Origin of the sequence: Petropleomorpha daqingensis (genome assembly GCF_013408985.1) — a bacterium.
Lineage (GTDB): Bacteria > Actinomycetota > Actinomycetes > Mycobacteriales > Geodermatophilaceae > Petropleomorpha > Petropleomorpha daqingensis.
Window position 1 is genome coordinate 1,831,924 of record NZ_JACBZT010000001.1, and the last position, 24,382, is coordinate 1,856,305.

At 74.1% G+C, this 24,382-nt stretch carries 25 protein-coding genes and 1 riboswitch; of the genes, 9 read left to right on the plus strand and 16 right to left on the minus strand.

The window, feature by feature from the left end; genetic code table 11:
• The first annotated feature begins 99 nt into the window (after positions 1 to 99).
• Positions 100 to 2,649, plus strand: a complete 2,550-nt coding sequence (locus GGQ55_RS27685; protein WP_179716158.1) for a SpoIIE family protein phosphatase — start codon at positions 100 to 102, stop codon at positions 2,647 to 2,649.
• Between the two features lies 1 nt (position 2,650).
• Here GGQ55_RS27685 and GGQ55_RS09065 read toward each other — a convergent pair whose 3' ends face one another.
• From GGQ55_RS09065 to GGQ55_RS09095, 7 genes are all read right to left on the minus strand, one after another.
• Positions 2,651 to 3,094, minus strand: a complete 444-nt coding sequence (locus tag GGQ55_RS09065; protein ID WP_179716159.1) for an ATP-binding protein — start codon at positions 3,092 to 3,094, stop codon at positions 2,651 to 2,653.
• Between the two features lie 126 nt (positions 3,095 to 3,220).
• Complete coding sequence (locus tag GGQ55_RS09070) at positions 3,221 to 3,745, minus strand: DUF1697 domain-containing protein (protein WP_366489017.1); 525 nt, start codon at positions 3,743 to 3,745, stop codon at positions 3,221 to 3,223.
• Between the two features lie 10 nt (positions 3,746 to 3,755).
• Positions 3,756 to 4,517, minus strand: a complete 762-nt coding sequence (locus GGQ55_RS09075) for an energy-coupling factor transporter transmembrane component T family protein (protein WP_218859222.1) — start codon at positions 4,515 to 4,517, stop codon at positions 3,756 to 3,758.
• The gene (locus tag GGQ55_RS09080) at positions 4,514 to 5,890 is read right to left on the minus strand and encodes an ABC transporter ATP-binding protein (RefSeq protein WP_246323785.1); all 1,377 of its coding nucleotides are present in this window, start codon (positions 5,888 to 5,890) and stop codon (positions 4,514 to 4,516) included. Before GGQ55_RS09080 ends, GGQ55_RS09075 begins: the two co-directional genes overlap by 4 nt.
• 78 nt (positions 5,891 to 5,968) lie before the next feature.
• Positions 5,969 to 6,580, minus strand: a complete 612-nt coding sequence (locus tag GGQ55_RS09085) for an ECF transporter S component (protein ID WP_179716162.1) — start codon at positions 6,578 to 6,580, stop codon at positions 5,969 to 5,971.
• A riboswitch (TPP riboswitch) is annotated at positions 6,578 to 6,680 on the minus strand. (Overlaps the previous gene by 3 nt.)
• A 27-nt stretch (positions 6,681 to 6,707) precedes the next feature.
• Positions 6,708 to 8,225 (minus strand): S53 family peptidase, encoded by a 1,518-nt coding sequence (locus tag GGQ55_RS09090; protein WP_179716163.1) that lies wholly within the window; start codon positions 8,223 to 8,225, stop codon positions 6,708 to 6,710.
• Positions 8,222 to 8,965: a Mut7-C RNAse domain-containing protein gene (locus GGQ55_RS09095; RefSeq protein WP_179716164.1), complete on the minus strand. Its 744-nt coding sequence runs from the start codon at positions 8,963 to 8,965 to the stop codon at positions 8,222 to 8,224. The genes GGQ55_RS09090 and GGQ55_RS09095 overlap by 4 nt, the downstream gene beginning before the upstream one ends.
• A gap of 84 nt (positions 8,966 to 9,049) precedes the next feature.
• Between GGQ55_RS09095 and GGQ55_RS09100 the strand changes: the two genes are divergently transcribed.
• Positions 9,050 to 9,568: a VOC family protein gene (locus tag GGQ55_RS09100; protein ID WP_179716165.1), complete on the plus strand. Its 519-nt coding sequence runs from the start codon at positions 9,050 to 9,052 to the stop codon at positions 9,566 to 9,568.
• A gap of 28 nt (positions 9,569 to 9,596) precedes the next feature.
• On the opposite strand, the gene GGQ55_RS09105 is transcribed toward GGQ55_RS09100, so the two are convergent.
• Together GGQ55_RS09105 and GGQ55_RS09110 are read right to left on the minus strand one after the other, a co-directional pair.
• Positions 9,597 to 10,079 carry a hypothetical protein gene (locus tag GGQ55_RS09105; protein WP_179716166.1) on the minus strand — a complete coding sequence of 161 codons (483 nt, stop codon included), beginning with the start codon at positions 10,077 to 10,079 and terminating at the stop codon, positions 9,597 to 9,599.
• Positions 10,076 to 12,520 (minus strand): molybdopterin oxidoreductase family protein, encoded by a 2,445-nt coding sequence (locus GGQ55_RS09110; protein WP_179716167.1) that lies wholly within the window; start codon positions 12,518 to 12,520, stop codon positions 10,076 to 10,078. The genes GGQ55_RS09105 and GGQ55_RS09110 overlap by 4 nt, the downstream gene beginning before the upstream one ends.
• 81 nt (positions 12,521 to 12,601) lie before the next feature.
• Here GGQ55_RS09110 and GGQ55_RS09115 point away from each other — a divergent pair, with 81 nt between their 5' ends.
• Complete coding sequence (locus GGQ55_RS09115) at positions 12,602 to 13,156, plus strand: GNAT family N-acetyltransferase (protein WP_179716168.1); 555 nt, start codon at positions 12,602 to 12,604, stop codon at positions 13,154 to 13,156.
• A 36-nt stretch (positions 13,157 to 13,192) separates the two neighbouring features.
• Here the strand turns inward: GGQ55_RS09115 and GGQ55_RS09120 are convergent, their stop codons facing one another.
• Positions 13,193 to 13,630, minus strand: a complete 438-nt coding sequence (locus GGQ55_RS09120; RefSeq protein ID WP_179716169.1) for a rhodanese-like domain-containing protein — start codon at positions 13,628 to 13,630, stop codon at positions 13,193 to 13,195.
• A gap of 133 nt (positions 13,631 to 13,763) precedes the next feature.
• On the opposite strand from GGQ55_RS09120, the gene GGQ55_RS09125 reads away from it, so the two are divergent.
• Together GGQ55_RS09125 and GGQ55_RS09130 are read left to right on the plus strand one after the other, a co-directional pair.
• Entirely contained in the window at positions 13,764 to 14,417 is a 654-nt protein-coding gene (locus tag GGQ55_RS09125) for a GntR family transcriptional regulator (RefSeq protein ID WP_366489018.1), read from the plus strand.
• Positions 14,414 to 15,433 (plus strand): 1-aminocyclopropane-1-carboxylate deaminase, encoded by a 1,020-nt coding sequence (locus tag GGQ55_RS09130; protein WP_179716171.1) that lies wholly within the window; start codon positions 14,414 to 14,416, stop codon positions 15,431 to 15,433. The genes GGQ55_RS09125 and GGQ55_RS09130 overlap by 4 nt, the downstream gene beginning before the upstream one ends.
• Before the next feature lie 37 nt (positions 15,434 to 15,470).
• Here the strand turns inward: GGQ55_RS09130 and GGQ55_RS09135 are convergent, their stop codons facing one another.
• Positions 15,471 to 16,748, minus strand: a complete 1,278-nt coding sequence (locus GGQ55_RS09135) for an SAM-dependent methyltransferase (protein WP_179716172.1) — start codon at positions 16,746 to 16,748, stop codon at positions 15,471 to 15,473.
• A 169-nt stretch (positions 16,749 to 16,917) separates the two neighbouring features.
• Positions 16,918 to 17,931 carry an NADP-dependent oxidoreductase gene (locus GGQ55_RS28285; RefSeq protein ID WP_366489019.1) on the minus strand — a complete coding sequence of 338 codons (1,014 nt, stop codon included), beginning with the start codon at positions 17,929 to 17,931 and terminating at the stop codon, positions 16,918 to 16,920.
• A gap of 70 nt (positions 17,932 to 18,001) precedes the next feature.
• Here GGQ55_RS28285 and GGQ55_RS09145 point away from each other — a divergent pair, with 70 nt between their 5' ends.
• From GGQ55_RS09145 to GGQ55_RS09155, 3 genes are all read left to right on the plus strand, one after another.
• Positions 18,002 to 18,910, plus strand: a complete 909-nt coding sequence (locus tag GGQ55_RS09145; protein WP_179716173.1) for a haloalkane dehalogenase — start codon at positions 18,002 to 18,004, stop codon at positions 18,908 to 18,910.
• The gene (locus tag GGQ55_RS09150) at positions 18,907 to 20,028 is read left to right on the plus strand and encodes a class I SAM-dependent methyltransferase (RefSeq protein WP_179716174.1); all 1,122 of its coding nucleotides are present in this window, start codon (positions 18,907 to 18,909) and stop codon (positions 20,026 to 20,028) included. Before GGQ55_RS09145 ends, GGQ55_RS09150 begins: the two co-directional genes overlap by 4 nt.
• A gap of 105 nt (positions 20,029 to 20,133) precedes the next feature.
• Positions 20,134 to 21,717, plus strand: coding sequence for a methyl-accepting chemotaxis protein (locus GGQ55_RS09155; protein ID WP_366489020.1), 1,584 nt, complete (start codon positions 20,134 to 20,136; stop codon positions 21,715 to 21,717).
• Between the two features lie 55 nt (positions 21,718 to 21,772).
• Here the strand turns inward: GGQ55_RS09155 and GGQ55_RS28290 are convergent, their stop codons facing one another.
• On the minus strand, positions 21,773 to 22,138 hold the full coding sequence (locus GGQ55_RS28290; RefSeq protein WP_366489021.1) for a phosphoribosyltransferase: 366 nt from the start codon (positions 22,136 to 22,138) through the stop codon (positions 21,773 to 21,775).
• Between the two features lie 66 nt (positions 22,139 to 22,204).
• Here GGQ55_RS28290 and GGQ55_RS09165 point away from each other — a divergent pair, with 66 nt between their 5' ends.
• The gene (locus GGQ55_RS09165; protein WP_179716176.1) at positions 22,205 to 22,669 is read left to right on the plus strand and encodes a hypothetical protein; all 465 of its coding nucleotides are present in this window, start codon (positions 22,205 to 22,207) and stop codon (positions 22,667 to 22,669) included.
• Here GGQ55_RS09165 and pucL read toward each other — a convergent pair.
• The 3 genes from pucL to uraD are packed head-to-tail and all read right to left on the minus strand — an operon-like array spanning position 22,666 to position 24,370.
• A complete protein-coding gene (pucL, locus tag GGQ55_RS09170; protein WP_179716177.1) occupies positions 22,666 to 23,556 on the minus strand; it encodes a factor-independent urate hydroxylase in 891 nt (296 codons plus the stop codon). The genes GGQ55_RS09165 and pucL overlap by 4 nt on opposite strands.
• A 2-nt stretch (positions 23,557 to 23,558) precedes the next feature.
• Positions 23,559 to 23,876, minus strand: a complete 318-nt coding sequence (uraH, locus tag GGQ55_RS09175) for a hydroxyisourate hydrolase (RefSeq protein WP_179716178.1) — start codon at positions 23,874 to 23,876, stop codon at positions 23,559 to 23,561.
• Positions 23,873 to 24,370 (minus strand): 2-oxo-4-hydroxy-4-carboxy-5-ureidoimidazoline decarboxylase, encoded by a 498-nt coding sequence (gene uraD / locus GGQ55_RS09180; protein WP_179716179.1) that lies wholly within the window; start codon positions 24,368 to 24,370, stop codon positions 23,873 to 23,875. Before uraD ends, uraH begins: the two co-directional genes overlap by 4 nt.
• Between the last annotated feature and the right edge of the window lie 12 nt (positions 24,371 to 24,382).

Consider the following 24,382-nt stretch of genomic DNA (forward strand, 5'->3'; position numbering starts at 1 on the left):
CGTCCGTGAGACAAAGGAGGGCGACGTCGGCGATCCCCGCGTCCGTGCTGATGGTCGAAGAAGCGGCCGTCGCCCTCCGTGGTGGAAGAAGGAACCGGCGTGAGCTCGCCAGACGGCCGTGCGGCCGCCGTGCGCCGACTGGAGGAAACCGCCGTCGGCTCCCCGGCGCTGCGGCGGCTGGCCGAGCTCGTCGTCCGGCTGCTCGGTGCCTCGGCCGCGCGCATCTCCCTGCTCGGTGACGCCGAGACCGTGGTGAGCGGCGCGGGGCTGGCACCGGGGCTGGTCGGCGCCCAGACCCCGGCCGGGGCGTCCCTGGCCGCGCTCGCCGCCACCGGCGACGGCCCCCTCGTCGTCGGTGACGCCGCGCAGGATCCCCGGACGGCGGCGCTGCCGCTGGTCGTCGAGGGTCGGGTCGGTGCGTGCCTCGGGCTGCCGCTCGCCGGGTTCGACGGCAGCGCGGTCGGGGCTCTGGTGGTGACCGACCGCCACGCCCGCACGTGGACGGACGGCGACGTCGCCCTCGCCCGCCAGATGGCCGACTCGGTGGCGACGGAGCTGGAGCTGTCCGCCCTGGCGCGGGAGTTCGAGGCGCACCGGCTGCGGTTCGAGCTGGCCATCGACGCCGCCGAGATCGGCAGCTTCGACTGGGACCTGGTCTCGGGTCGGCTGATCTGGGACGACCGGCTCGTCGAGCTGTTCGGCTACGACCGGGAGACCTTCGCCGAGACGATCGAGGCGTTCAACGCCCGCCTGCACCCCGACGACCTGCCGCGGGTCAGCGAGGCGCTGCGCACGGCCATCGACGTCTGCGGTGCCTACGACGCCGAGTACCGCATCGTGCTGCCGAGCGGCGAGAACCGCTGGATCCGTGCGCGCGGCAAGGCGGTCGCCGACGACAGGGGGACGGCGATCCGGCTGCTCGGTGCGGCCTACGACACCACCGAGCAGCGGGACGCCGACGCCCGCGTCGCCCGCGTGCTCGAGACGATGACCGCGGCGTTCTTCTCCCTCGACCGCGACTTCCGCTTCTCCTACGTCAACGCCGAGGCCGAGCGGCTGCTGGCCGCGACCCGCGAGGAGCTGATCGGCGGCTCGATCTGGGAGCTGTTCCCCGACGCCGTCGACAGCGACTTCGAGCTGCACTACCGCGGGGCGATGACCGACGGCCGCACCCGCGTGTTCGAGGCGTACTACCCGGCGCCGCTCGACGCCTGGTACGAGGTCCGGGCGTGGCCCGGCCCCGACGGCCTGTCGGTCTACTTCCACGACATCACCGAGCGGCGGCTGGCCGAGGAGCGCGCCCAGCGCAGCGCGGCCCGGCTGGCGCTGATCGCCGACGTCACCTCCATCCTGTCCCGCACGATGGGGCCGGGAGAGGCCGAGGACGCCGCGCTGCAGCAGGTCGCGCAGGCCGTCGTCCCGCTCCTGGGCGACTGGGTGGTGGCCAGCCTGGTCGACGAGGAGGGGCGCATCCGGGACGTCGGGAGCTGGCACGTCGACCCCGCGCTGCGCGAGCCGGCCGAGCGGTACGCCGCCCTCCGGCTGTCCTCCCTGGACTCGTCGGCCCCTTTCCCCACCGCGCTGCGGACCGGGCGGGCCCTCGAGGTCGACGACCTGCGCCCGGCCGTCGCGCATGTGCTGCACGGCCCGGTCGGCGAGCTGTTCGAGCTGCTCGCGCCCCGGTCGGCCGTCGTCTTCCCGCTGCGCGCGCGGGGCCGCACCCTCGGCGCACTGAGCGTCTACCGCGGGCACGACCGGCCGCCGATGGACGGCCAGGAGGTCTCCACCGCGCGGGAGGTCGCCGACCGCACGGCCCTCGCCCTGGACAACTCGCGGCTGTACGAGCAGCACCGGCGGCTGTCGGAGACGCTGCAGCGCAGCATGCTCACCGCGCCGCCGGAGCCCGACCACGCCGAGATCGTGGTGCGCTACCACCCCGCGATCCAGGCCGCCGAGATCGGCGGTGACTGGTACGACGCCTTCCTGCAGCCCAGCGGCGCCGCGGTGCTGGTGATCGGCGACGTCGTCGGCCACGACACCGAGGCCGCCGCCGTCATGGGCCAGTTGCGGGGGCTGCTGCGCGGCATCGCCTACCGGGACGGCGTCGGGCCGGCCGCCGTCCTCACCGAGCTCGACCGCGCCATCCACGGCCTGCAGATGCACGCCCTGGCCACCGCGGCGATCGCGCGGGTCGAGCAGACCCCGGAGGAACGGGCGGCAGGGCTCACCCGGCTGCGGTGGTCGAACGCCGGGCACCCGCCGCCCTTGCTGCTGCACCCCGACGGCAGCATCGACGTGCTCGACCGGGATCGGCCGGAGCTGATGCTCGGGGTGGACCCGACCGCCGAGCGCACCGAAACGGTCGTCACCGTGCGGCGTGGGAGCACCCTGCTGCTCTACACCGACGGGCTGGTCGAGGGTCGCGGGCTGCTGCTCGACGAGGGCATCGCCCGCCTGCGGGACGCGGTGGCCGAGCTGGCCGACCGCCCGCTCGCCGAGCTCTGCGACGCGGTCATCGAGCGGCTGCGCCCCGACGTCCTCCAGGACGACGTCGCCCTCGTCGCGATCCGGCTGCACCCGCAGGACCGTCCCCGGCCGCCCGAGGCGGGGCCGCGGATCGTCCCGCCGGACGTCCCAGCGGAGCCCTGAGTCAGCCGCGCGGCAGGAGCGCCCAGACGACCTTGACGTCGGAGCGCCGGTACCAGCCGTGCGCGGTGGCCAGCTCGGCGATCAGGTAGAGCCCGAGGCCACCCTCGCTGGGGTCGCGGCCCACAGCCGGGGTGGGAGGGGACGACGTCGCGGCATCGGTGACCTCGATGAGGTAGGACTCGGGGGTCAGCCGCACCCCCGCGCGCACGGCCCCGCCGCCGTGCCGCAGCGCGTTGCTGGCCATCTCGTCCAGGGCCAGCACCAGCTGGTCGCGCAGGTCTTCGCCCGTGGGGTCGGCGCGCAGCGCGGTCGAGGCGGCGTGCCGGCGGACCTCGGCGCGCACGTGCGGCAGCTGGGCGACGTCGCTGAGCTCCCACGACTGCCCGTCCCCGGCGGCGGGAGGGGTCGCCGAAGGCCAGACCGACCCCGTCCCCCTGCCCGTCACGCGTCGCCCCTTGCACCCGAGGCCGCCCTGGGAGTTGAGCGACCGAACACCTCCGTATGGGTTCTGCGAGCCCTCGCCAAACCTGCTGGGATGCGTGTCACCCCGGTCGGGTGAGCGAGGGCGGCCTCACCGGGCCATCTCGGCGAGCTTGCCCACGGTGTTCCAGTTGCGGTTGGTGCCGGCCACGCCGAGGAGCCGGTCCCACGACCACTTCCCCATGGGGCTCTTCGACATCCCGTCGGGCATCCAGAGGTAGAGCTCCCGGCCGCGGACCGAGTACTGCCCGCCCTCGGCCGGTGGCAGCTCGCGGATCCTCGCCTTCGCCGGTGGCTCGGGCAGGAACGTGACCGAGTAGCGGGAGGGATCGGTGGCGACCTTCCCGAACGGGTCGGCCGCCAGCACCGCGGCCAGTTCCTCGCCGGTGCGGACGACGACCGGCACGTCGAGGCCGAACTCCTCCTCGATGGCCTTGGCCAGGTCGAGGGCCAGCTCCTCCTCCGGGAGATCGCTGTCGAGGACCAGGTTGCCGCTGGCGATCAACGTGCGGACCTCGCCGTAGCCGCGGTCGGCGAGCGCCTTGCGCAGCTCGGGCATGGGGATGCGCCGATTCGGCCCCAGGTTGATGCCGCGCAGCAGCCCGACGTAGCGCACGACCGGCACGCTATCCGCCGACGAACACCGGGTTCCACTCGCCGGTCGCCATGCTCAGTGTCACCGCGACGGCGCAGACGACGACCGTGACGGCCACGAAGACGGCGTCGCGGCGGTGCAGCGCGGACCCGCGCGCGTTGCTTCGGGGGATGCCCGCGTCGAATCCGCGGGCGTCCATCGCCGTGGCCAGTCGCGACCCGCGGCGCACCGCCCCCACCAGCAGGGTGAAGCCGGCGCCGGCGAGCAGCCGGGCGGCGGCGAGCGGGTTGCGCCCCGCCTCCACCCCGCGGGTCCGGCGGGCGAGGCGGATCGCCTCGAACTCGGTGACCAGCAGCGGCGCCAGGCGGAGGGCGGCCAGGGCGCCGTAGGCGAACCGGGTGGACACCCGCCAGTGGATGGTGAGGGCGTCGGCCATCCGGACCGGGTCGGTCGCGGAGACGAGCAGCACTCCGGGGAGGGCCAGGCCGACCACACGCAGGGCCAGGCCGATGCCGGTCACCGGCGAGGGGTCGGTCGACAGGAGCACGTTGACCGCCGCGACCGCGCCGGCGCCGAGCAGCAGCGGCCAGGTGCGGCGCAGCAGCACGCCGGGCGCGGTGAGCCCGGCGGCGGGGAGCAGGCAGAGCTCGGCGGCGACGACCACGGCGGGCGTCACCACGTCGAGGCTGGTGACCAGGACGACGGTCACCACCGCCATCGCCGTCAGCAGGGCCACCGGGTTGATCCGGGAGAGCGGCACGTCCGGGGCCGGGCCCAGCGCCAGGGAGGTCACAGCCGGATCCGGTCGTCGGCCAGGACGTCGACCAGGTCGGCGTCGTGCGTGACGACGGCGACCGCGCAGCCGGCCGCCCGCTGCTCGGCGAGCAGGGTGACCAGCTCCCGCCAGGTGGCGGCGTCCTGGCCGAACGTCGGCTCGTCGAGCACCAGCACCCGCGGTGAGGTGGCCAGGGCCGTCGCCACCGACAGCCGGCGCTGCTGGCCGCCGGAGAGCGTGTACGGGTTGGCCTCGGCGAACACGGTCAGCCCCAGCCGTTCGAGCAGGGCGTCGGCGGTGGCCCGGGCGGCGGCCGCGTGCTCGCCGGAGCGCAACGGACCCAGGGCGAGCTCGTCGCGCAGCCGGCCGGTGAGGAACTGCTGCTCCGGCTGCTGGAAGACCGTGCCGATCCGGGAGACCAGCTCGCCGGCCTGCCAGCGGTGCGGCTCCCGTCGTCCGCGCCGGACCCCCTCTGCCAGCTCCTCGGCGGCGAGCACGCGGCCCGACGTCGGCGCGCGCAGCCCCGCGAGCAGCAGTGCGAGGGTGGACTTGCCGGTGCCGTTCGGGCCGGTGATCGCCAGCGCCCGCCCGCTCCGGAGCTCCGCGTCGGTCGGTCGCAGGGCGGGGGTCGCCGCGCCGCGGTAGGTGAACCCGACGCCGTCCGCGGTGAGCAGGACCGGTCCGTCCGGCGCTGCGGGCAGGCGGAGACCCGCGGTCCGGGGGACCGGCCGCCAGCCGGGTCCGTGCTCGACCAGGCCCCCGTCGACGAGTTCGACGACGCGGTCGACCAGCGGCAGCCACGGGCCGGCGTCGTGGTCGACGACGAGCACCGTGGTCGCGCGGTCGGCCGTGGCCCGGGCGACCGCGTCGCGCACGAGGGCGGCGCCGGGGCCGTCGAGCTGCGCGGTCGGCTCGTCGAGCAGCAGCAGGCCGGGGCGGCGGGCCAGCGCGCCGGCGAGCACCAGCCGCTGCTTCTCGCCGCCGGAGAGCGCCGCGGTCGGCCGGTCCCGTCCGTAGCGGAAGCCGACGGCGGTCAGGGCCTCGTCCACCCGCGGCCAGATCTGCTCGCGCGGCAGGCCGGCGTTCTCCAGCCCGAAGGCGACGTCGTCCCCGGCCCGGGTCATGACCAGCTGGCTGTCCGGGTCCTGCATCAGCAGGCCGAGCCGGTCGCGGGCGGCGCGCGGCGGTGCGCCGTCGACGGTGAGCTCGCCGGCGATCTCGGTGCCCTCGGCCTCGAGGATCCCGGCGACCGCGGCGAGCAGCGTCGACTTCCCCGACCCGGAGGCGCCGGTGAGCAGCACCCGCTCACCGGGCTCGACGACGAGGTCGACGCCGGTCAGCGCCCACGCGCGCCGCGACGGGTGCCGGACGCCGAGCCCCTGCGCTACCAACCTGGCCGGTGCTGGTGCTCTGCCCATCACCGTGGGCAGAGCACCAGCAGTCCGGGAACCCCTCACCGGAACCGCGGCTCAGACGCGGCGGCGGCCCGCGGCGAACGCGCTCAGCGCTCCGGTGCGGGCCAGCGCGCGGACCAGCAGCAGCCCGACGATCCCGGCCAGCACCACGCTGGAGAGCACCGTGAACAGCGTGTACGGCGCGGTGAACGACCAGAACGGGTAGTCCGCCGACACCGGGTAGTAGAGCGAGAGGTCCATGATCGACGTGGAGAGGCCGGCCGTGATCCCGGCCAGCACCGCCGTCCCCCAGCCGAACGAGCGGTAGCGGGTCAGCAGGAAGCCGACCTCGCCGCCCAAGCCCTGGACCAGGCCGTAGATGACGATGATCCCGCCGTACGGCGAGCCCAGGACGATGCTCACGGTCGCGGCGAGCGTGGAGGCGAAGGTGGCGGCGCCGGGCTTGCGCACCAGCAGGCCGGCCACCACGCCGGGCATCAGGTAGACGCCGTTCAGCAGGCCGGAGACCGGTGGCACGGCGAGTGCCGCCAGCAGGTTCCAGGCCCAGAAGACGACACCGAAGGCGACGCCCAGGACGGCGGTGACGACGATGTCGACGGTGCGCCAGCGCAACCGGTGCGCGGGCTCGGTCTCGGCTGCGGACGGACGGACGGCCTGCTCGGCCATGGATTCCTCCAGACTCCCTGCGCCGGCATGACCCGGATCAGGTTCGAGGGTCTGCGGTGTCCCGCACTCTCAGCGCCGAAGCGCTCCCCTGTCGGATGTGTTCTGTTGTGCGGCCGAGCGTAGACCCCTATCCGCGCAATCTCGCCAGCAGTGCCTCGCCGTCCGGGACCCCCAGCCCCGTGCAGGCGTCCCAGCCGGGCCGCGCGGTGTAGGCGCCGTTGCTCCCGCTGGTGATGTCCCGGAACCCAGGCGCCGGCCGGCCGGCGGTCACGCCGCCGTACAGCACGGGCGGCAGGAAGCCGGGGGAGCGGCCCAGCGCCTCGGCGAGCCGGCAGACCAGCGCCGACCACAGCGGCGCGACCGCGCTGGTGCCGCCGTAGACCACGTCGGTGCCGTCGACCCGCACCTGGTAGCCGGTGGACGGATCGGCGTCACCGGCCACGTCGGGCACCCCGCGTCCGGGCCGGCCGGTGTCCGCGTCGCCGGGCACCCCCGCCGCGGCCTGCCAGGAGGGGACGGCGAACACGTCGCTCACCCCGCCGCCGGTGCCGCCCTGGCCGACCCCGTGGAACCAGACGACCTCGCTGTGCACCGTGCCGCTGGTCGCGTCGGCCTGCAGGGTGGTGCCGCCGCAGGCCAGCGCGTGGGGGCTGGCGGCGGGGAAGTCGACGTGCGCGCCGGCGTCGGTGGCGTTGTCCCGACTGCCGTCGTCGCCGGCGGCCACGCAGACGGTGACGCCCAGCGCCGCGGCGTCGGCGAGCGCCTCGTCCATCGCCGTCCGGGCCTGACCGGTCCACTCGTCCTCGGACTGGCCCCAGCTGATGCTGACCACCGTCGGGGTCGGGCGGGCGTGCACCGCGTCGCTGAGCGCGTCGAGGAACCCGCGGTCGGTGTTCGGCGCGAAGTAGACGACCAGATCGGCACCGGGGGCGAGCCCGCCGGCGACCTCGATGTCCAGGAGGACCTCGCCGTCGGCACCGTTCGGATCGCCCTCCGGGGCGTTGGCGCCGCCGTCGACCCCGACGGCGGTGACCGTGGGCGGGTCGGCCAGCCCGATCTGCGCCCAGTAGGCGTCGAGGTCGGCCTGCCGGTAGCCGCCACCGAGCTCGAGGATCGCGAGCATCTGCCCGCTGCCGTCGGTGCCGGCCGGGAACCGGTAGACCCGGCCGAGGTCGAGCGGGGTGAACGACGTGGTCGGTCCGGCGGCTGGCCGGAAGCGGACCCGCGCCTGCGGCCGGTCGTCGAGGCCCAGCACCGCGATCACGACGCCGGCCAGGGACGGCGGCAGCACCAGCTCACCCGTGCGCTGCCGGTGCGGCACCGGCCGGCCGGTGACCGGGTCGGGGGACTGGACCTGGCTCAGCGACGTCCCGAAGACGCGCTCCAGCATGGCGACGTCGCCGCGGGCCTGGATCCGCCGCGAGGGGACGTCGACGGCGAGGACCTCCAGCCCCTCGGACTCCAGCGCCTGCACGGCCGTGGCCACGTCGTCCGGAGCGGCGCCGAGGGCCGGCAGCGGCTGCCCCCGGCGCAGCACGACGGTGATGTCGACCGGGGCCGCGGGATCGGGGACGCCGGTCGCCCGGACGCCGCGTGCCGCGTACCGGTCGCTGCCGGGGAGGGGAGGCCGCTCGCTGCTGGTCATGGCCCCAGCCTGCGCCCGCCCACCGACATTCCGGAACCGGGCGGGTCCGCGGCCCGCGCCACCATCTCCTCGATCGGCCGGGCGTGCGCGCCGCGCCAGTAGACCCGCGCGCAGGCGGCGCAGCGGGAGAACTCGTCGTAGCTGCGCCGCGTCCCCGGCTCGAGCAGGTCGGCGACGGACGCCTTGGGGACGGCGACCAGCTCGCCACCGCACGCCGTGCAGCGGGTCAGCGGCGAGAGCGCGGGGGCGAACCGGTCGAGGACGTCGGCCAGCTGCTGCTCCGCCCCGGCCCCGCGCACCAGCGCCCCCGCCTTCAGCGCGCGGCGCATGAGCAGGCCGCGGTCCTGGGTGAGCAGCACCCGGTCCTCCGCCGCGGCCTGCGCGACCGCCGCGGCGTCGTCCGCGGCCGGGTCGTAGGCGGCGTCGAGGCCGAGCAGCCGCAGCCGGCGGGCCAGCGAGCCCAGGCCGACATCCACGAGGAAGCCGCCGTCCGGGACGGGCTGCGGCCGGGCGACGGGGGAGACGTCGAGGACCGCGCCGGGCGCCGTCCTGGCCGTCAGCGACGTCGGCGCGCCGTCCAGCGTCAGCACGCCCACCTCGGTCGGCGGGACGCCGGCCGCCCGGACGACGTGGCCGACCGTCGCGTCCGGGTCGAACCGCAGCCGCCGCTCCCGCACCGCCCGGTCGCGCAGCGGCAGCAGGAACGCCAGCGACGGGTCGACCCGGACGACGACATCCACGTGCCGCCGGTACCCAGAAAGATACTTGAGCTCTCAAGCAAACAGGCGCACACTGGGAGCGAGAAATCCGATCGGAGGACCGTCATGCCCGTCCAGCGCCTCAACCACGCCGTGCTCTACGTCCGCGACGTGGAGAAGAGCCTCGCCTTCTACCGCGACGTGCTCGGCTTCCGCGTGAAGGTGGAGATCCCCGGCCGGGCCGTGTTCCTGCAGGCGGAGGGCTCGACCAACGACCACGACCTCGGCCTGTTCGCCATCGGTGCGCAGGCCGCCCCGTCGGAGGCCGGTCGCCGCACCGTCGGCCTGTACCACCTGGCCTGGGAGGTCGACACGCTCGCCGAGCTGGCCCGCGTGCGCGACGCGCTCCTGCAGGCCGGTGCCCTGGTCGGCGCCTCCGACCACGCCACGACCAAGGCGCTCTACGCCCAGGACCCCGACGGCCTCGAGTTCGAGGTCTCGTGGCTGCTGCCGGCCGACCTGATCACCGACGAGGTGCGGGCGCAGGCCATGGCGATCAAGCCCCTGGACCTCGACCGCGAGATCGAGCGCTACGGCGCGCAGACCCGCGGCGGCATCGGCGTCTCCTTCCCCGCCCTGGCCTGACCCGGGCAGAAGTCGCGACTTCTGCCGCTCAGCCGGCCAGCACCTGGGGCGAGGTCTCCTTGAGCTTGGCCTCGGCCCACTTCGAGATCCGCAGCGTCTGCGGGTGGCAGCGCTCGGCGAGGTCCAGCAGCTGCTCGTTCTTGGCCCCCTGCGCGCCCTGGGCGAGCAGCTCCCAGTCCAGTGCCGTGCCCCCGGCCTCGCGGTAGAGGTGCCGGAGGTCGGCGAGCAGCAGCAGCCCGAGGGCGGACATCCGGCCGGTCAGCTCCGAGGTCTTCTGCTGCAGCTTCTCGAGAAGGCCTGTGGTCTGCCGCGCCTCGGCGTCCAGCTCGAGCCCGAACTCCCGGCCGGTCCCGGCCAGCCGGGCCACGTGCTGCCGGCACCACGTCGCCATGTCGCGGGTGACGTGGAAGACCTCGTGGTCGGTCGTGTGCCGGTCGGACATCGAGAGCAGGACCGCGTAGAGCTCGTTCTCCGAGCGGTGCAGCTCCTCGATCGCCATGTCGAGCTTCACGCCTGACCTCCCGCGCGGAGCAGTTCGCCGGCCCGGGCGTCCGGGCCACCGGTCGTGGGCGGCGGCGAGCCGACCGCGGGAGCGGACGCCGTGGTGGTGGGCGCCGGTGCCGGGACGCCGTCGGCGGCGGCGATCCGGCGCACCGCCGCGGCCGCGGTCTTGAAGATGGGCTGCTTGGACACCGCGTCCCAGTCGGTGCGCGTTAGCTCGTTGGCGGCCCGGTCGCACCCGTCGTCGGTGTCCCAGTAGCCGTAGTGGAACGGCAGGAACAGCACCCCGGGCCGGATGCCGCTGATCCGCACCCGTGCCTCGACCCGGCCGCGCGGGGTGGTGACCTCCAGCAGGTCTCCCTCGCCGAGGTCGCGGTCGGCGGCGTCGCCGGCCGACATCTCCACCCAGACCTCGGGCGCCGCCGCGTCGAGCTGGGGCGCCCGGCGGGTCTTCGTGCGGGTGTGGAAGTGGTAGAGCGTGCGGCCGGTGATGAGCTGGAACGGGTACTCCTCGCTCGGCAGCTCGTGCGGCGGGAGGTACTCCGCGGCCCGGAGGATCGCCCTGCCCTCGGGGTTGAGCGCCCGGTACTCGACCTCGGTCACGGGCGCGCCGGTGACCATGTCCCGGCCGTACTCCTCGCAGTAGTCCGGCTGCGCCCAGAACCGCCCGTCGGCGTAGAGCCGCTCGGTGCCGTCGGGGTGCTCGTCGTCGCACGGCCACTGGATCCCGCTGCCGCCGCGCAGCCTGTCGTAGGTGATCCCGGTGTAGTCACACGGCCGTCCCCGGCTGCACTCCTTCCAGCCCTCGAAGGCGCCCTCCGGGTCGGACCACCTCACCAGCGGGTCGCCGTCCTTGTCCTGCAGCCCGAGCCGGCGCGCGAAGTCGAGGAATATGTCGAGGTCCGGCCGCGCCTGGCCGGGCGGGTCGACCGCCTTCTCCGACAGGTGCACGGTGCGGTCGGCGTTGGTGAAGGTCCCCGTCTTCTCGCCCCAGGTCGCCGCGGGCAGGACGACGTCGGCGAACCGCGTGGTCTCCGTCGGGAAGATGTCCTGGACGACGACGAAGAGCCGCTCCTGGGCCAGGATCGACCGGATCCGGTGCAGCTCGGGCAGCGACACCGCGGGGTTGGTCCCGATGATCCACAGGAAGCGGATCGAGCCCTCCTCGGCGTAGCGGAGGATCTGCATCGCGTGGGTCGGCGGCGCGTAGTGCGGGATCTGGATCTGCTCGAGGTTCCAGATCCGGGCCAGCTCGGCGACGTGCTCCGGGTTGTCCCAGTTGCGGAAGCCCGGCAGGTCGCCGTCCGCCCCGCACTCGCGGGTGTTCTCGGCGCTCGGCTGGCCGTTCATCTGCAGCACGCCGCACCCGGGCCTGCCGAGCATGCCGCGCAGGATGTGGATGTTGTTCACCTGGACGGCGGCCGCCGTGGCCTGGTGCGACTGGTAGAAGCCCTGCAGCACCGTGGACAGCAGCCGCTCCGCGGTGCCGATCAGCCGGGCCGCCTCGCGGATCTGCCCGACCGGGACGTCGCAGACCTCGGCCGCGACCTCCGGCGGGTACTGCTCCACCTGCCCCTTCAGCTCCTCGAACCCGACCGCGTGCGCCGACACGTAGGCCTCGTCGTGCCAGCCGTTGCGCAGGATCTCGTGCAGCAGGGCGTTCATCAGCACGACGTTGGTGCCCGGCCGCGGCGCCAGGTGGACCGTCGCGTGGCGGGCCACCGGCGTCTCGCGGGGGTCGACGCAGATCAGCGTCGGCGGGTTCGGGCCGGCCAGCCGGTCGAGCATCCGGGTCCACAGCACGGCCTGGGTCTCGGCCACGTTGTGCCCGTAGAGCGCGATGACGTCGGCGACGTCCACGTCGGCATAGGAGCCCGGCTGCCCGTCGGAGGCGAACGACTCCTTGAGCGCCGCGGCCGCGGTCGCCGTGCACAGCCGCGTGTTGCCGTCGACGTGATTGGTGCCGATGCCGCCGTGGGCGATCAGCCCCAGCGTGTAGTAGTCCTCGATGAACAGCTGGCCGGTCGTGTAGAAGCCGATCGCGCTGGCGCCCTGCTCGTCGAGCAGTTCGCGGACCGTGCCGACGACGGCGTCCATCGCGGTGTCCCAGTCGGTCTCGACGAGCTCGCCGTCCCGCCGGATCAGCGGACGGGTGAGCCGGTCGGCGGAGTTGTTCGCCTGCCAGCCGAAGAGGTCCTTGGGATCGAGCCGGCCGCGGTTGACCCGGTCGACCTCGCGGCCCCGCACGCCGACGATCCGGCCGTCCTTGACGGCGATGTCCAGGGCGTCGCCGTTGGAGTGCAGGATCGACGCCGACTGGGCCCACCTGTCGACGTCGTCCTCGGTCAGGCCGTCGGCCAGGAAGCTGTCCACCCGGGCCGGCCACTCCTCGCCGCTGCCGTAGGGCGTCCGGCTGCCCCAGGGATCGGCGATCCGGTCGACTTTGCGCACGGAAGCCCTCCTCGGCCAACTGTTGGCGTCCACCAAGAAGTGTCGCTCCGTGCTGACCGGCCCGCACGGCAGGATGCCGGCATGGAGCCCTTCGAGCTGACGGTCGGAGCCGTGCTGCTGCGGCCGTGGCGGGAGGAGGACGCCGACGCCACCTGGGCGGCTCTGCGCGATCCGGAGATCCTGCTGTGGAACAGCTCGGGCTCGGCGTCGAGGGAAGCGGTCGTCCGGTTCCTACGCACGCGGGCCGACTGGAGCGGCGGCGACCACGCCTCGTGGGCCGTCGTGGACCGGGCGACTGGCGAGCTGCTGGGGTCGGTGTCGCTGCACTCGATCGACCCCGACCAGGAGGACGCCGAGATCGGCTACTGGACCGTGCCGGCCGCCCGGGGCCGGGGTGTGGCGCCGACCGTGGTCGACGCCGTCTGCCGCTGGGCGTTCGACACCCTGCCCATCGACCGGATCGAGCTCTGCCACGCCGTCGAGAACCCCGCGTCGGGCCGGGTCGCGGAGAAGGCCGGGTTCACCCTGGAGGGCCGGCTGCGGCGCTCCTACCGGTACGGCGACGGGGTCAAGCACGACGAGCTGCTGTGGGCGCGCCTCTCCGACGACCCACCTCCGGTGGTTTCGCGCGCTTAACCGCCCGCGGTTAAGCGCGCGAAACCCCTCCGGAGCTCAGCACCCGCAGCTGACCGCGACCGGGGAGGTCAGCGGGTCGGCGTCGGCCCGCCGGACGCCCTGCGCGGTCTCGACGGGCAGCCCCTCGCGCGCCCAGTACTCGAAGCCGCCGATCATCTCCCGCACCCGGTAACCGAGCTGCGCCAGCGCCAGCGCCGCGCGGGTGGCGCCGTTGCAGCCCGGTCCCCAGCAGTAGGTCACCACCGGGACGGCGGGGTCGAGCTCCGCGGCCGCCCGCGCCGGGATCTCCCGGCCCGGCAGGTGCACCGCGCCCGGCACGTGGCCCTGCGCCCAGGACTCGGCGCTGCGGCTGTCGAGCAGCACGAACGTGCCGCTGTCGAGCGCCGCGGCGACGTCGCTGACGTCGGTCTCCACCGCCAGGCGGTGCGCGAAGTGGGCGGCGGCGTCGGCCGGGGCGGCCCAGGTGTCGAACATGCCGCCACTGTGCGGCCGCGGTCGCCGTCCCACGAGGCCGCACGCTGCCAACGACCGCACCGAACCGGCCGCTTTCGGCGCCGAGAGCGGAAAGGGGTTGACGGGAGCGGCTCTGACATCTGAAATGTCAGTCGTGACCGCACTCGAGCCCGTCGGCCGGGTGCTGCTGCGCGACCAGGCCACCGACCGGATCCGCGAGGCGATCGTCGCCGGCGAGCTCGCCCCGGGCTCGGTGATCAAGGACGCCGCGCTCGCCGATCAGCTCGGCCTGTCGGTCGCCCCGGTCCGCGTGGCGCTGGCCCGGCTCGCCGACGAGGGCCTGGTCGAGGCCAAGCCGCAGAGCCACACGCGGGTGACCCCGCTCGTCGTCCGCCAGGTGCGCGACGCCGCCGTCGTCGTGCGGGCCATGCACGAGCTGGCCGCCCGCGAGGCGGCCGGGCGGGTGACCGACGACGACGTCGCCGCGATGCGCGCGGCCAACGACCGGTTCGCCGCGGCGGTCGCGGCCGGGGACGTCGACGCCGCCCTCCGCGCGGACGACGACCTGCACGGCGTGCTGCTCGCGCGGTGCGGCAACGCCGCGGTCACCGCCACCGTCGACCGCTTCACGCCGACCATCCGCCGCCTCGAGCGGCTGCACTTCGGGGCCGCCGACGCGCACCCGTCGGTCGAGCTGCACGAGCGCCTGATCGCCGCCTGCGCGCACCGCCACGTCGACGCCGCCGTGGCCACCACCACCGAGATCTGGACGGCGCTGCTGTCCGAACTGGAGGACGACCCCCGATGAGCCTCGCCGACTTCCCCCGCTATCCCCTGCTGTTCGGCCCCTCCCCGGTGCACCGGCTCGACCGGCTGACCGGGCACCTCGGCGGCGCGGCCGTCTGGGCCAAGCGCGAGGACGTGAACTCCGGCATCGCGTTCGGCGGCAACAAGACCCGCAAGCTGGAGTACCTGGTCGCCGACGCCCTCGCCCAGGGCTGCGACACCCTCGTCTCGATCGGCGGTGTGCAGAGCAACCACACCCGCCAGGTCGCCGCCGTCGCCGCCCGGGTCGGCATGCAGTGCGTGCTCGTGCAGGAGAGCTGGGTCGACTGGCCCGACGCCGTCTACGACAAGGTCGGCAACATCCTGATCAGCCGGCTGGCCGGTGCCGACGTGCGGCTGGTCAAGGCCGGGTTCGGCATCGGGTTCAAGGAGAGCTGGGAGGCCGCGCTCGCCGAGATCGAGGCGCGTGGGGGCAAGCCCTACGCCATCCCGGCCGGGGCGTCGGACCACCCGCTGGGCGGCCTGGGCTTCGCCGGCTGGGCGCACGAGGTCGCCGCGCAGGAGGCCGAGCTCGGCGTCTTCTTCGACACCGTCGTCGTCTGCTCGGTGACCGGCTCGACCCAGGCCGGGATGATCGCCGGGTTCGCGCAGCTGGAGGAGGACGGCGTCCGTCCCCGGCGGGTGCTCGGCATCGACGCCTCCGCCAAGCCGGCCGAGACCCGCGACCAGGTGCTGCGGATCGCCCAGCGCACCGCCAAGGCCATCGGCGTGCAGCGGGAGATCACCGCCGACGACGTGGAGCTCGACGAGCGTTTCCACGCCGGCGTCTACGGCATCCCCGACCGGACGACGATCCGGGCGATGGAGACCGCCGCGCGCACCGAGGGCATGGTCACCGACCCGGTCTACGAGGGGAAGTCGATGGCCGCGGTGATCGACCTGGTCGGCCGCGGGGAGATCGCCCCGTCGTCCACCGTGCTGTACGCCCACCTCGGCGGCCAGCCCGCGCTCAACGGCTACAGCGCCCTCTTCAGCTGAGCCTTTCGGAGGCTGACGAGCGAGGAAACCTCGCTCGTCAGCCTCCGAAGGGGTGGCGGGCCAGGCCGAGCTGGCTGACCCCGATCGCCCCGGCGCGGAAGCCGGCCTCGCAGTAGGCCAGGTAGAACTCCCACATCCGGCGGAACGTCTCGTCGAACGCGCCCTCGAGCCGGCTCCAGTTGGCCACGAACCGCTCCCGCCACAGCCCGAGCGTGCGCGCGTAGTGCGGGCCGAGATCGCGGCTCTCCACGATCGAGAGCTTGGTGCGCGCCAGGTTCTCCTCGATCGCCCGCACCGACGGGATGATCCCGCCCGGGAACACGTACTTGTGGATCCAGGTGTAGGCCTGCCGGCTGGCCATCATCCGGTCGTGGGGCATGGTGATCGACTGCAGCCCCACCCGGCCACCGGGCGTGAGGTGGGTGTCCAGCGCGGAGAAGTACGTGGGCCAGTACTTCTCGCCGACCGCCTCGATCATCTCCACCGAGACGATCGCGTCGAACTGGCCGGTGACATCGCGGTAGTCCTGCAGCCGGACGTCGACGAGGTCGGCCACGCCGGCCGCGGCGGCCCGTTCCTGCGCCAGCGTCCGCTGCTCCGACGAGAGCGTCAGGGTCGTCACGTGCGCGCCGCGCTCGGCGGCCGCGCGGATCGACAGCGCGCCCCAGCCGGAGCCGATCTCCAGCACCCGCATCCCGGAGCGCACCCGGGCCAGGTCGAGGATCCCGTCGATCTTGCGCAGCTGGGCGGACTTCAGGTCGTCGCCGGGCTCGAACCAGGCCGACGAGTAGGTCATCGTCTCGTCGAGGAACTCCTCGAACAGCTCGTTCGACAGGTCGTAGTGCCGGGAGATGTTGCTCCGGCTGTTCTGCTTGGAGTTCTCCTCGTGCGCCGGCTGGGTCCGCTCGACGAGGTAGCGGAACTTCTGCAGCGCCGGGTGCACGAGCTTGGTCAGCCGCGCGGCGAACGCCGAGAGCAGGTCGGCGAGGTCTGTGCCGGCGCCCGTCGTCCAGTCGCCGGTCATGTACGCCTCGCCGAAGCCGATCTTGACGTCGGCCCCGAGGCGGGCGAAGAAGGCCGACGGCCGGACCAGGTGCATCACCGGTGCGTCCTTGCCGCCCGCGCCGAGCACCCGCCCGTCGGGCAGGACGACGCGGATCGGCAGCGACGCGACGGCGGAGCGGAACACGGTCTCGGCGACCCGGGCGCGCAGGGGTGCGCGCGGCGGCGTGGCCAGCCCCGGCCAGTGCGCCTCGTCGGGGCGCGGCACGGGGTATCCGGGACGGTCGGTCCGGTCGGCCTGCACGGTGGTCATGGCTTCTCCTCCCGCACGAACCGACGGCGCTGTCGATCAAGCTGTCGATCACGACTGTTGCGGATCGTGCGCGGGAACGCGGCACCGAGCAACAGACTCGCCGGTGCACCGCTGCTCTCGCACCCGATCGGGTGTGGATCTGCCCCGGATCGCGGTCGTCCGAAACCGTTCACTCGTCGGCCAGCCGGACGATCATCTTCCCGGTGTTGCCGCCACGCAGGAGGTCGAGGAAGGCCGGCACCGCCTGATCCAGCCCCTCGCGCACGGTCTCGCGGACGACGAGCTCCCCCGAGCGCAGCCAACCGGCGACGGTCTCGGCGAACTGCGGCCGCAGATCGGTGTGGTCGCCGACCAGGAAACCCTCCACCTTCAGCCGCTTGGACACCATCAGCCCACCGAAGTTGCGCGGCCCCGGCGGCGGCTCGATGGCGTTGTACTGCGAGATCGCCCCGCAGATCGCCACCCGGCCGTGCACGTGCAGCGCGCCCATCGCGGCCTCCAGGTGCTCGCCGCCGACGTTGTCGAAGAAGACGTCGAGGCCCCCGGGTGCCGCCGTCGCCAGCAGGTCGGCGACCCGGCCGTCGTGGTAGTCGAACGCGGCGTCGAAGCCCAGCTCGCCGGTCAGCCACTGCACCTTCGCCGGGCTGCCGGCGCTGCCGACCACCCGCGAGGCGCCGCGCAGCCGGGCGAACTGCCCGACCAGGCTGCCCACCGCGCCGGCGGCGCCGGAGACGAAGACCGCGTCGCCCTCGCGGAATCCGGCGACGCGGAACAGCCCGGCCCAGGCGGTCAGCCCGGGCATGCCCAGCACACCGAGGTGGTAGCTCGGGGGCACGCCGGCGTCGGGCAGCACGAAGACGTGCGCGGCATCGAGGACGGCGACGTCCCGCCAGCCGGCGTTGGTGAGCACCAGCGCGCCCTCGGGGACCTCGGCCGAGCGCGACGCGACCACCCGGCCGACCGTTCCACCCTGCATGGTCTCGCCGATCTCCCATGGCGCGGCGTACGAGGGACCCAGCCGCATCCGCCCGCGCATGTAGGGGTCGACCGACATGGCCAGCATGCGGACGACGACCTGCCCCTCGGCGGGTTCGGGCCGCTCGAGCTCCACCAGCCGGAAGTCGCCAGGGGTGGGCTCGCCGTGCGGCCGGGCGGCGAGCTGCCACTCACGCGTGGTGATCACGCCCTGATCCTGCACCTCGGCCTCCCCGGGGGCGCATAGCCTCGTGTGCCGAGAGGGGTGGTGGGGGCACGTGGAGATCCTGAGGACGCCGGACGAGCGGTTCGCCGCGCTGCCGGACTTCCCTTACGAGCCGGGCTACGTCACCTTCGACGACGACGAGGGCGCCACCCTGCGGGTCGCGTTCGTCGACGTCGGGCCCGGGGACGGCGACGTCGTCCTGCTGCTGCACGGTGAGCCGTCCTGGTCGTTCCTGTACCGCCGGATGATCCCGGTGCTGGTCGACGCCGGCCTGCGCGTGGTCGCGCCGGACCTGGTCGGCTTCGGCCGCTCCGACAAGCCGGTCGACCCGGCCGCGTACTCCTACGCCCGGCACGTCGAGTGGATGCGCCGGGCGCTGTTCGACGGGCTCGGGCTGCGCGACGTCACCCTCGTCGGTCAGGACTGGGGCGGGCTGATCGGGCTGCGGCTGGTGTCCGAGCACCCGGACCGGTTCGCCCGGGTGGTCGCGGCCAACACCGGGCTGCCGACCGGCGACACCCCGATGAGCGATGCCTTCCTCGCCTGGCAGCGGTTCGCGACGACCGCGCCCGAGTTCGACGTGGGCCGCGTCGTGCAGAACGGGACGACGAGCCAACTCCCGCCCGAGGTGGTCGCGGCCTACGACGCCCCGTTCCCCGACGACCGTTACAAGGCCGGCGCCCGGTCCTTCCCGGCGCTCGTGCCCACCGCGCCCGACGACCCCGCCGCGGCGGCCAACCGTGCCGCCTGGGAGGTGCTGGCCCGGTTCGACCGGCCCTTCCTGACCGCGTTCTCCGACGGCGACCCGATCACCGCCGGCGGCGACCGGGTCTTCCAGAAGGTGGTCCCGGGCGCACAGGGCCGGCCGCACACCACGCTGCCCGGCGGTGGGCACTTCCTCCAGGAGGACGTCGGTCCGGAGCTGGCCCGCGTGGTCGCGGCGTTCATCGCGAGCACGTGAGCGATCTGTTCGCCCGGCTCGAGCGCGTCCCGGACGTCGAGGCGCCCGACCTCGTCGCCGTCGACGCCACCGACCGGCTGCTGCTCGACCAGGCCGCACCGCTGCTCGCCGGGGCGGGGCCGGGGGAGGTCGCGGTCGTCGACGACTCGTACGGGGCGCTCACCCTCGGCGCGGTCGCGCTGCACGGCGTTCCCGACGTCCGGGTCAGCCAGGACCTCCTCGTCGCCGAGCGAGCGCTCGCCCGCAACGCCGAGCGCACGGGACTGGTCGGCAGCTACCGGTCGCTCCCGCTCGCCCCGGAGCTCGCCGACGGGGCCCGCGTCGTCCTGGTCAAGGCGCCGAAGGGCCTGGAGGCCCTGCGCGAGATCGCCGAGGTGGTCGCGGCGGCCGCGGTTCCCGACGTCACCGTCCTGGTCGGCGGCCGGGTCAAGCACATGATCCACGCGATGAACGACGTGCTGCGCGACTCGTTCGCCGAGGTGTCGGCGACGCTGGCCCGGCAGAAGTCCCGGGTGCTCGTCGCGAGGGGGCCGCGGGCGGCGTCGTCGTCCTTCCCCCGCTGCCAGGAGCACCCCGACCTCGGCCTGACCGTGTGCGCGCACGGCGCCGCGTTCGCCGGCCCGAAGATCGACCTCGGAACCCGGGCGCTGCTGCGCTCGCTTCCGCGGATGAACCCGCAGGCGGTCACCGCGCTCGACCTCGGCTGCGGCACCGGCGTGCTCGCCGCCGTCCTCGCCACCGCCCGGCCCGAGCTGCACGTCCTCGCGACCGACCAGTCCGCGGCCGCGGTCGCCTCGGCGCGGGCGACGGCGGAGCGGAGCGGCCTCGCCGAGCGCATCACGGTTCGCCGGGACGACGCCGCGGCGCAGGTCCCCGACGGCAGCGTCGACCTCGTCGTCTGCAACCCGCCGTTCCACGTGGGAGCCGCTGTCGTCAGCGGAGCCGCCGACCGGCTGTTCGCCGCCGCCGGCCGGGTGCTGCGACCCGGCGGTGAGCTGTGGACGGTGTTCAACTCGCCGTTGCCGCACCCGGCGGCGCTGCGCCGGCTGGTCGGCCCGACCCGCGTGGTCGACCGGGACCGGAGGTTCAGCGTTGCCGTGTCGACCTGCAGGGATTGAAGGACTTAAGTCCTACAACTTTCGAGTGTAGTGGTTCCAAAGTCGTGCCGAATATCGCGGCACGGTGGATTTCCCACCGGTGCATCCGGCTCAGTGGAGACCCTCGTGTCGCGCTTCTGGAACGACCGCCCTCTCGGCGTCAAGCTCGCGGCTCTCGTCGCAGCAGGGGCGATCGCCCTCGCCGTCTTCGCCCTCATCACCGTGCAGGCGCTGCGGGCCACCGGGGAGCGGGCCGACAGCCTGCTGGAGGCCAACAACGCGACCGGGCTGGCGCTCGAGGCCGACATGATGCACGACGCCGTCCGGGCCGACGTGCTCCAGGCGCTGCTGTCCGGCGGCGTGGGCAGCCAGTACGACAGCGCCGTCACCGATCTGCAGGACCACAGCGACAACTTCCAGAACATCCTCGACGAGATCTCCGCCGCCCACGTGAGCGACGACGTCGACGGCGCCGTCGCGGCGGTGCGCCCCGACGTGGAGGCCTACCTCAGCGCGGCCAAGCAGGAGATCGCGCTCGTCGCGACCAACCCGGTGGGGGCGAACGCGTCCTACCCGCAGTTCGGCAAGCAGTTCTCCGCTCTGGAGGAGTCGCTGCCCTCCGTGGGCAAGGCGATCGAGGCCCACGCGAAGGAAGCCGTCGCGCAGACGACCGACGAGCGCGGGACCGCGATCACCGAGGCGGTGCTCGTCGCCGCCGGCGGTGTCCTGCTGCTCGCCGTCCTCGGCTGGATCATCACGCGCTCGGTCGTGGGCCCGCTGCGCCGCGTCGGCGCCGTCGTCACCGCCCTGGCCGAGGGCGACCTGCGCGGCACCACCGGCATCACGAGCAAGGACGAGGTCGGCCGCATGGCCACCGCCCTCGAGGAGTCGATGGCGAACATGCGCACCGTGGTCGCCGCGATCGGCGACAGCTCCACCACGCTGGCCTCGGCCACCGAGGAGCTCTCGGCCAGCGCTCAGAACATGGCCCGGCTGGCCGACGAGTCCTCCACGCAGAGCGGGGTCGTCGCCGACGCCGCCGTCCAGGTCTCGAGCAACGTGCAGACCGTCGCGGCGGGCTCCGAGCAGATGGGCGCCTCGATCCGCGAGATCGCGCAGAACGCCTCCGAGGTCGCCCGGGTCGCCGGCCAGGCCGTCACCGTCGCCGACACCACCACCGCCACCGTCGCCAAGCTCGGGGAGTCCTCCCTGGAGATCGCCAGCGTGGTCAAGGTGATCACGAGCATCGCCGAGCAGACCAACCTCCTCGCGCTCAACGCCACCATCGAGGCCGCCCGCGCCGGCGAGGCCGGCAAGGGCTTCGCGGTCGTGGCCAACGAGGTCAAGGAGCTGGCCCAGGAGACGGCCAAGGCCACCGAGGACATCGCGAAGCGGGTGGAGGCCATCCAGGCCGACACCGAGGGCGCCGTCCGGGCGATCAGCGAGATCTCCTCGATCATCAGCGTGATCAACGACTCGCAGAGCACCATCGCCGCCGCGGTCGAGGAGCAGACGGCGACGACGACGGAGATGAACCGCAACGTCGCCGAGGCCGCTCAGTCGGCCGACCAGATCGCCGAGAACATCGGCGCCGTGGCCGCCGCCACCGGCCAGACCACCTCGGCGATGGCCGACGCGCAGACAGCGATCGAGGAGGTGGCGCAGATGGCCACCACGCTGCACTCCTCGGTCTCCCGCTTCCGGTATTGAGGGCTACCGGAAGAACGGCGCCGGCGGCGGAGGGTCTCCCGCCGCCGGCGCCTCTCTACGTCGCGCGCGACACCACGGGCGCTTGCGCGGACCACGGGAAGTCGATCCACCGGTCGGTCCGCCGCCACACGTAGTCGCAGCGCACCAGCGACCGCGGCTTCTCGTAGATGACCGCCGTCCGCACCTCGGCCACGTAGCCGGCGCAGAAGTCGCGGACCAGCTCGAGGGTCTTGCCGGTGTCGGCGACGTCGTCGGCGACCAGGACGTTCGCCCCGGTCAGTGTAAGGACCCCGTCCTCCCCGACCTTCGCAAGCTCAGGCCGGGACCCGGGACGGGGCCACCAGAGGTCGCACGAAGGAAAGGGCCCCGCTGCCCCCCACCGCTCGCAAGCTCGCGGCGGGCTCTCCCGGGGCTCGCTCACGTCCGGATCGTGGCAGGGCCGCCGAACCCCCTGGGCAGGCGGGCCGGGGACCGGCAGGCTGGCGGCATGGCTGTGCGGATCCTGAGGACGGCGAGGCGGCTGCTGCCGTGGCTGGCCGGGTGGCTGGCCTTCCAGGGGGTCGTGGCCGTGGCCGGTCGCGTGCTGGCCGCGCGGTTCGACGAGGGTGACGACAGCTCGACGGAGATCCGCCGCGTGTTCACGATGGGCGGCCTGCAGCTCACGCCCACGAACCCGGAGGTCTCCCGGATCGAGATGGACCTCGGCATGGCCGGCGGCGAGATCGACCTGACCGGGCTCAAGGAGACCAACGGCATCGACCTCACCGTGCGCGCGGTCATGGGCGGGGTGGCCGTGAAGGTGCCCCCGGACTGGCGGGTGTGGTCGCAGTTCCGCGGCGTGGGCGGCATCGGCACCGACGGCGGGCTGACCCGCTGCCACGACGAGCACAACGCCGACCTGCGGGTGCGCGCCCTCGCCGTGTTCGGCGGGATCGGCGTCGAGGCCGGCTAGCAGAACCCCGGGTTGCCGAGCCAGGCGACCTCGGCCGGCGGGACGTCGTCGCGCTCGACCACGGCCTCGATCAGGCCGTAGGGGCGGTCGTCGGCGTGGTAGACGACGTCGGGGTTGTCCAGGCCGTACGCCGAGAGGTCCTGCAGGAAGTGGTGCTTGTTCGGCATCGACAGCCGCACCTCGGCGACCTCGGTGAACCGCTCCAGCACCGCCTCGCCCATGGCGTAGAGGGTCTGCTGCAGTGCGAGGGAGTGGGTGGCGGCGAACGCCTCCAGCAGGGCGCCGCGGACGCCGGCGAAGCAGTCGGCGAAGTCCAGGTCGGTGCGGGGGTACCGCCAGCGCGCGGTCACCGCCGTGGCGAGGATGCGGTCGCGGGTCTCGGCCAGGGTCGTGTACCGGTCGCGGGGGAAGCCCCAGAACTCCGACCCGGTGGTCTTGAGGACGACGAGGTCGGTCAGCCCGGCCAGCACGTGCTCGGAGTCGCCGTCCACGGTGACCACCGCCGTCCGGACCTCGCCCCCGCTGCGCCGGAAGGCGTGGTCGTGCGGCGTCCCGCCGACGGAGATGCGGTCCCAGCCGAAGGACTCCACGGCGACCCGCGCGCCGGTGATCCACGGGTAGGAGCCGGCGAAGTGCCGGGCCAGCCGCAGCCCGAACTCCTCGGGCTGGCCGACGCCGTCGCGGGCGAAGGCGAACACGGTGTTCTTCTGCGCGTCGGTGGTGAGCACGTGCGCGTTGTCGCCGGCCGTGTGCGCGGCCGCGAAGTCGCCGCGCAGGCTGCTGCTCACGTTCAGGTCGACGAGGGTGTGCCGCGGGCTGCTGCGGTCGACCGCGACCACCCGCACCTCGGCCTTGCCGTACTGGTTGCGTCCGAGACGGATGCCCATGCTCAGCTCCCGCGGTAGGTGGAGTAGGCGAACGGGGACAGCAGCAGCGGCACGTGGTGGTGCTCGTCCGGGTCGAGGACGGCGAAGGTGATGCTCACGACCGGGAAGAACGTCTCGCGGTGCTGCGTGGCGAACCAGGGGCCGGTCGCGAACACCAGCCGGTGCTGCCCGGTGCCGGTCGCGCCCTCCGCCAGCCGGCAGCGGCCGTCGGCGTCGGTGCGCCCCTCGGCGAGCACGTCCTCGCCCTCGTAGAGCCGGACGACCATGCCTGCGGCGGGCCGGCCCGTGCCGTTGTCCAGCACGTGCGTGGAGATGCTCACGACACCAGTCCCCTCACCCGCAGGCCCGTGATCTGGGCCAGCTGCTCGATCACCTCGGCCCGCTCGGCCGCCTCGTCGTTGCCCAGCCGCCGGCGCAGATCGGCCAGCATCTCCTCGGGCGAGCGGCCGGCGGCCCGGATCAGGAACACGTGGTCGAACCGCTGCTCGTAGGCGCGGTTGCCCTCGAGCAGCGCGGTCCGCACGTCGTCGTCCGCACCGCTCATCGAGCTCTGCTCGCGCCGCGACGCCTGCGCCTCCGCCGAGGTGCCCTCCACCCGGTCGCCGATCCGCGGGTGCGCGGCCAGCGCGGTGGCCACCTCGTCCCACGGCAGCGCCCGGGCCACCTCCTCGGCGCGGGCCACCAGGGCGTCGGCGGTCGGGTAGGGCCGGCCGGCGAGCACGGCCGCGGCGAAGGACGGCGCCGCGTTGCACGCGCGCAGCGCCTCGGCCGCCTGCTCGGCGGGCTGCTCGTTGAGGTCGTCGAGGGCGGCCACGGTGAGAGGATG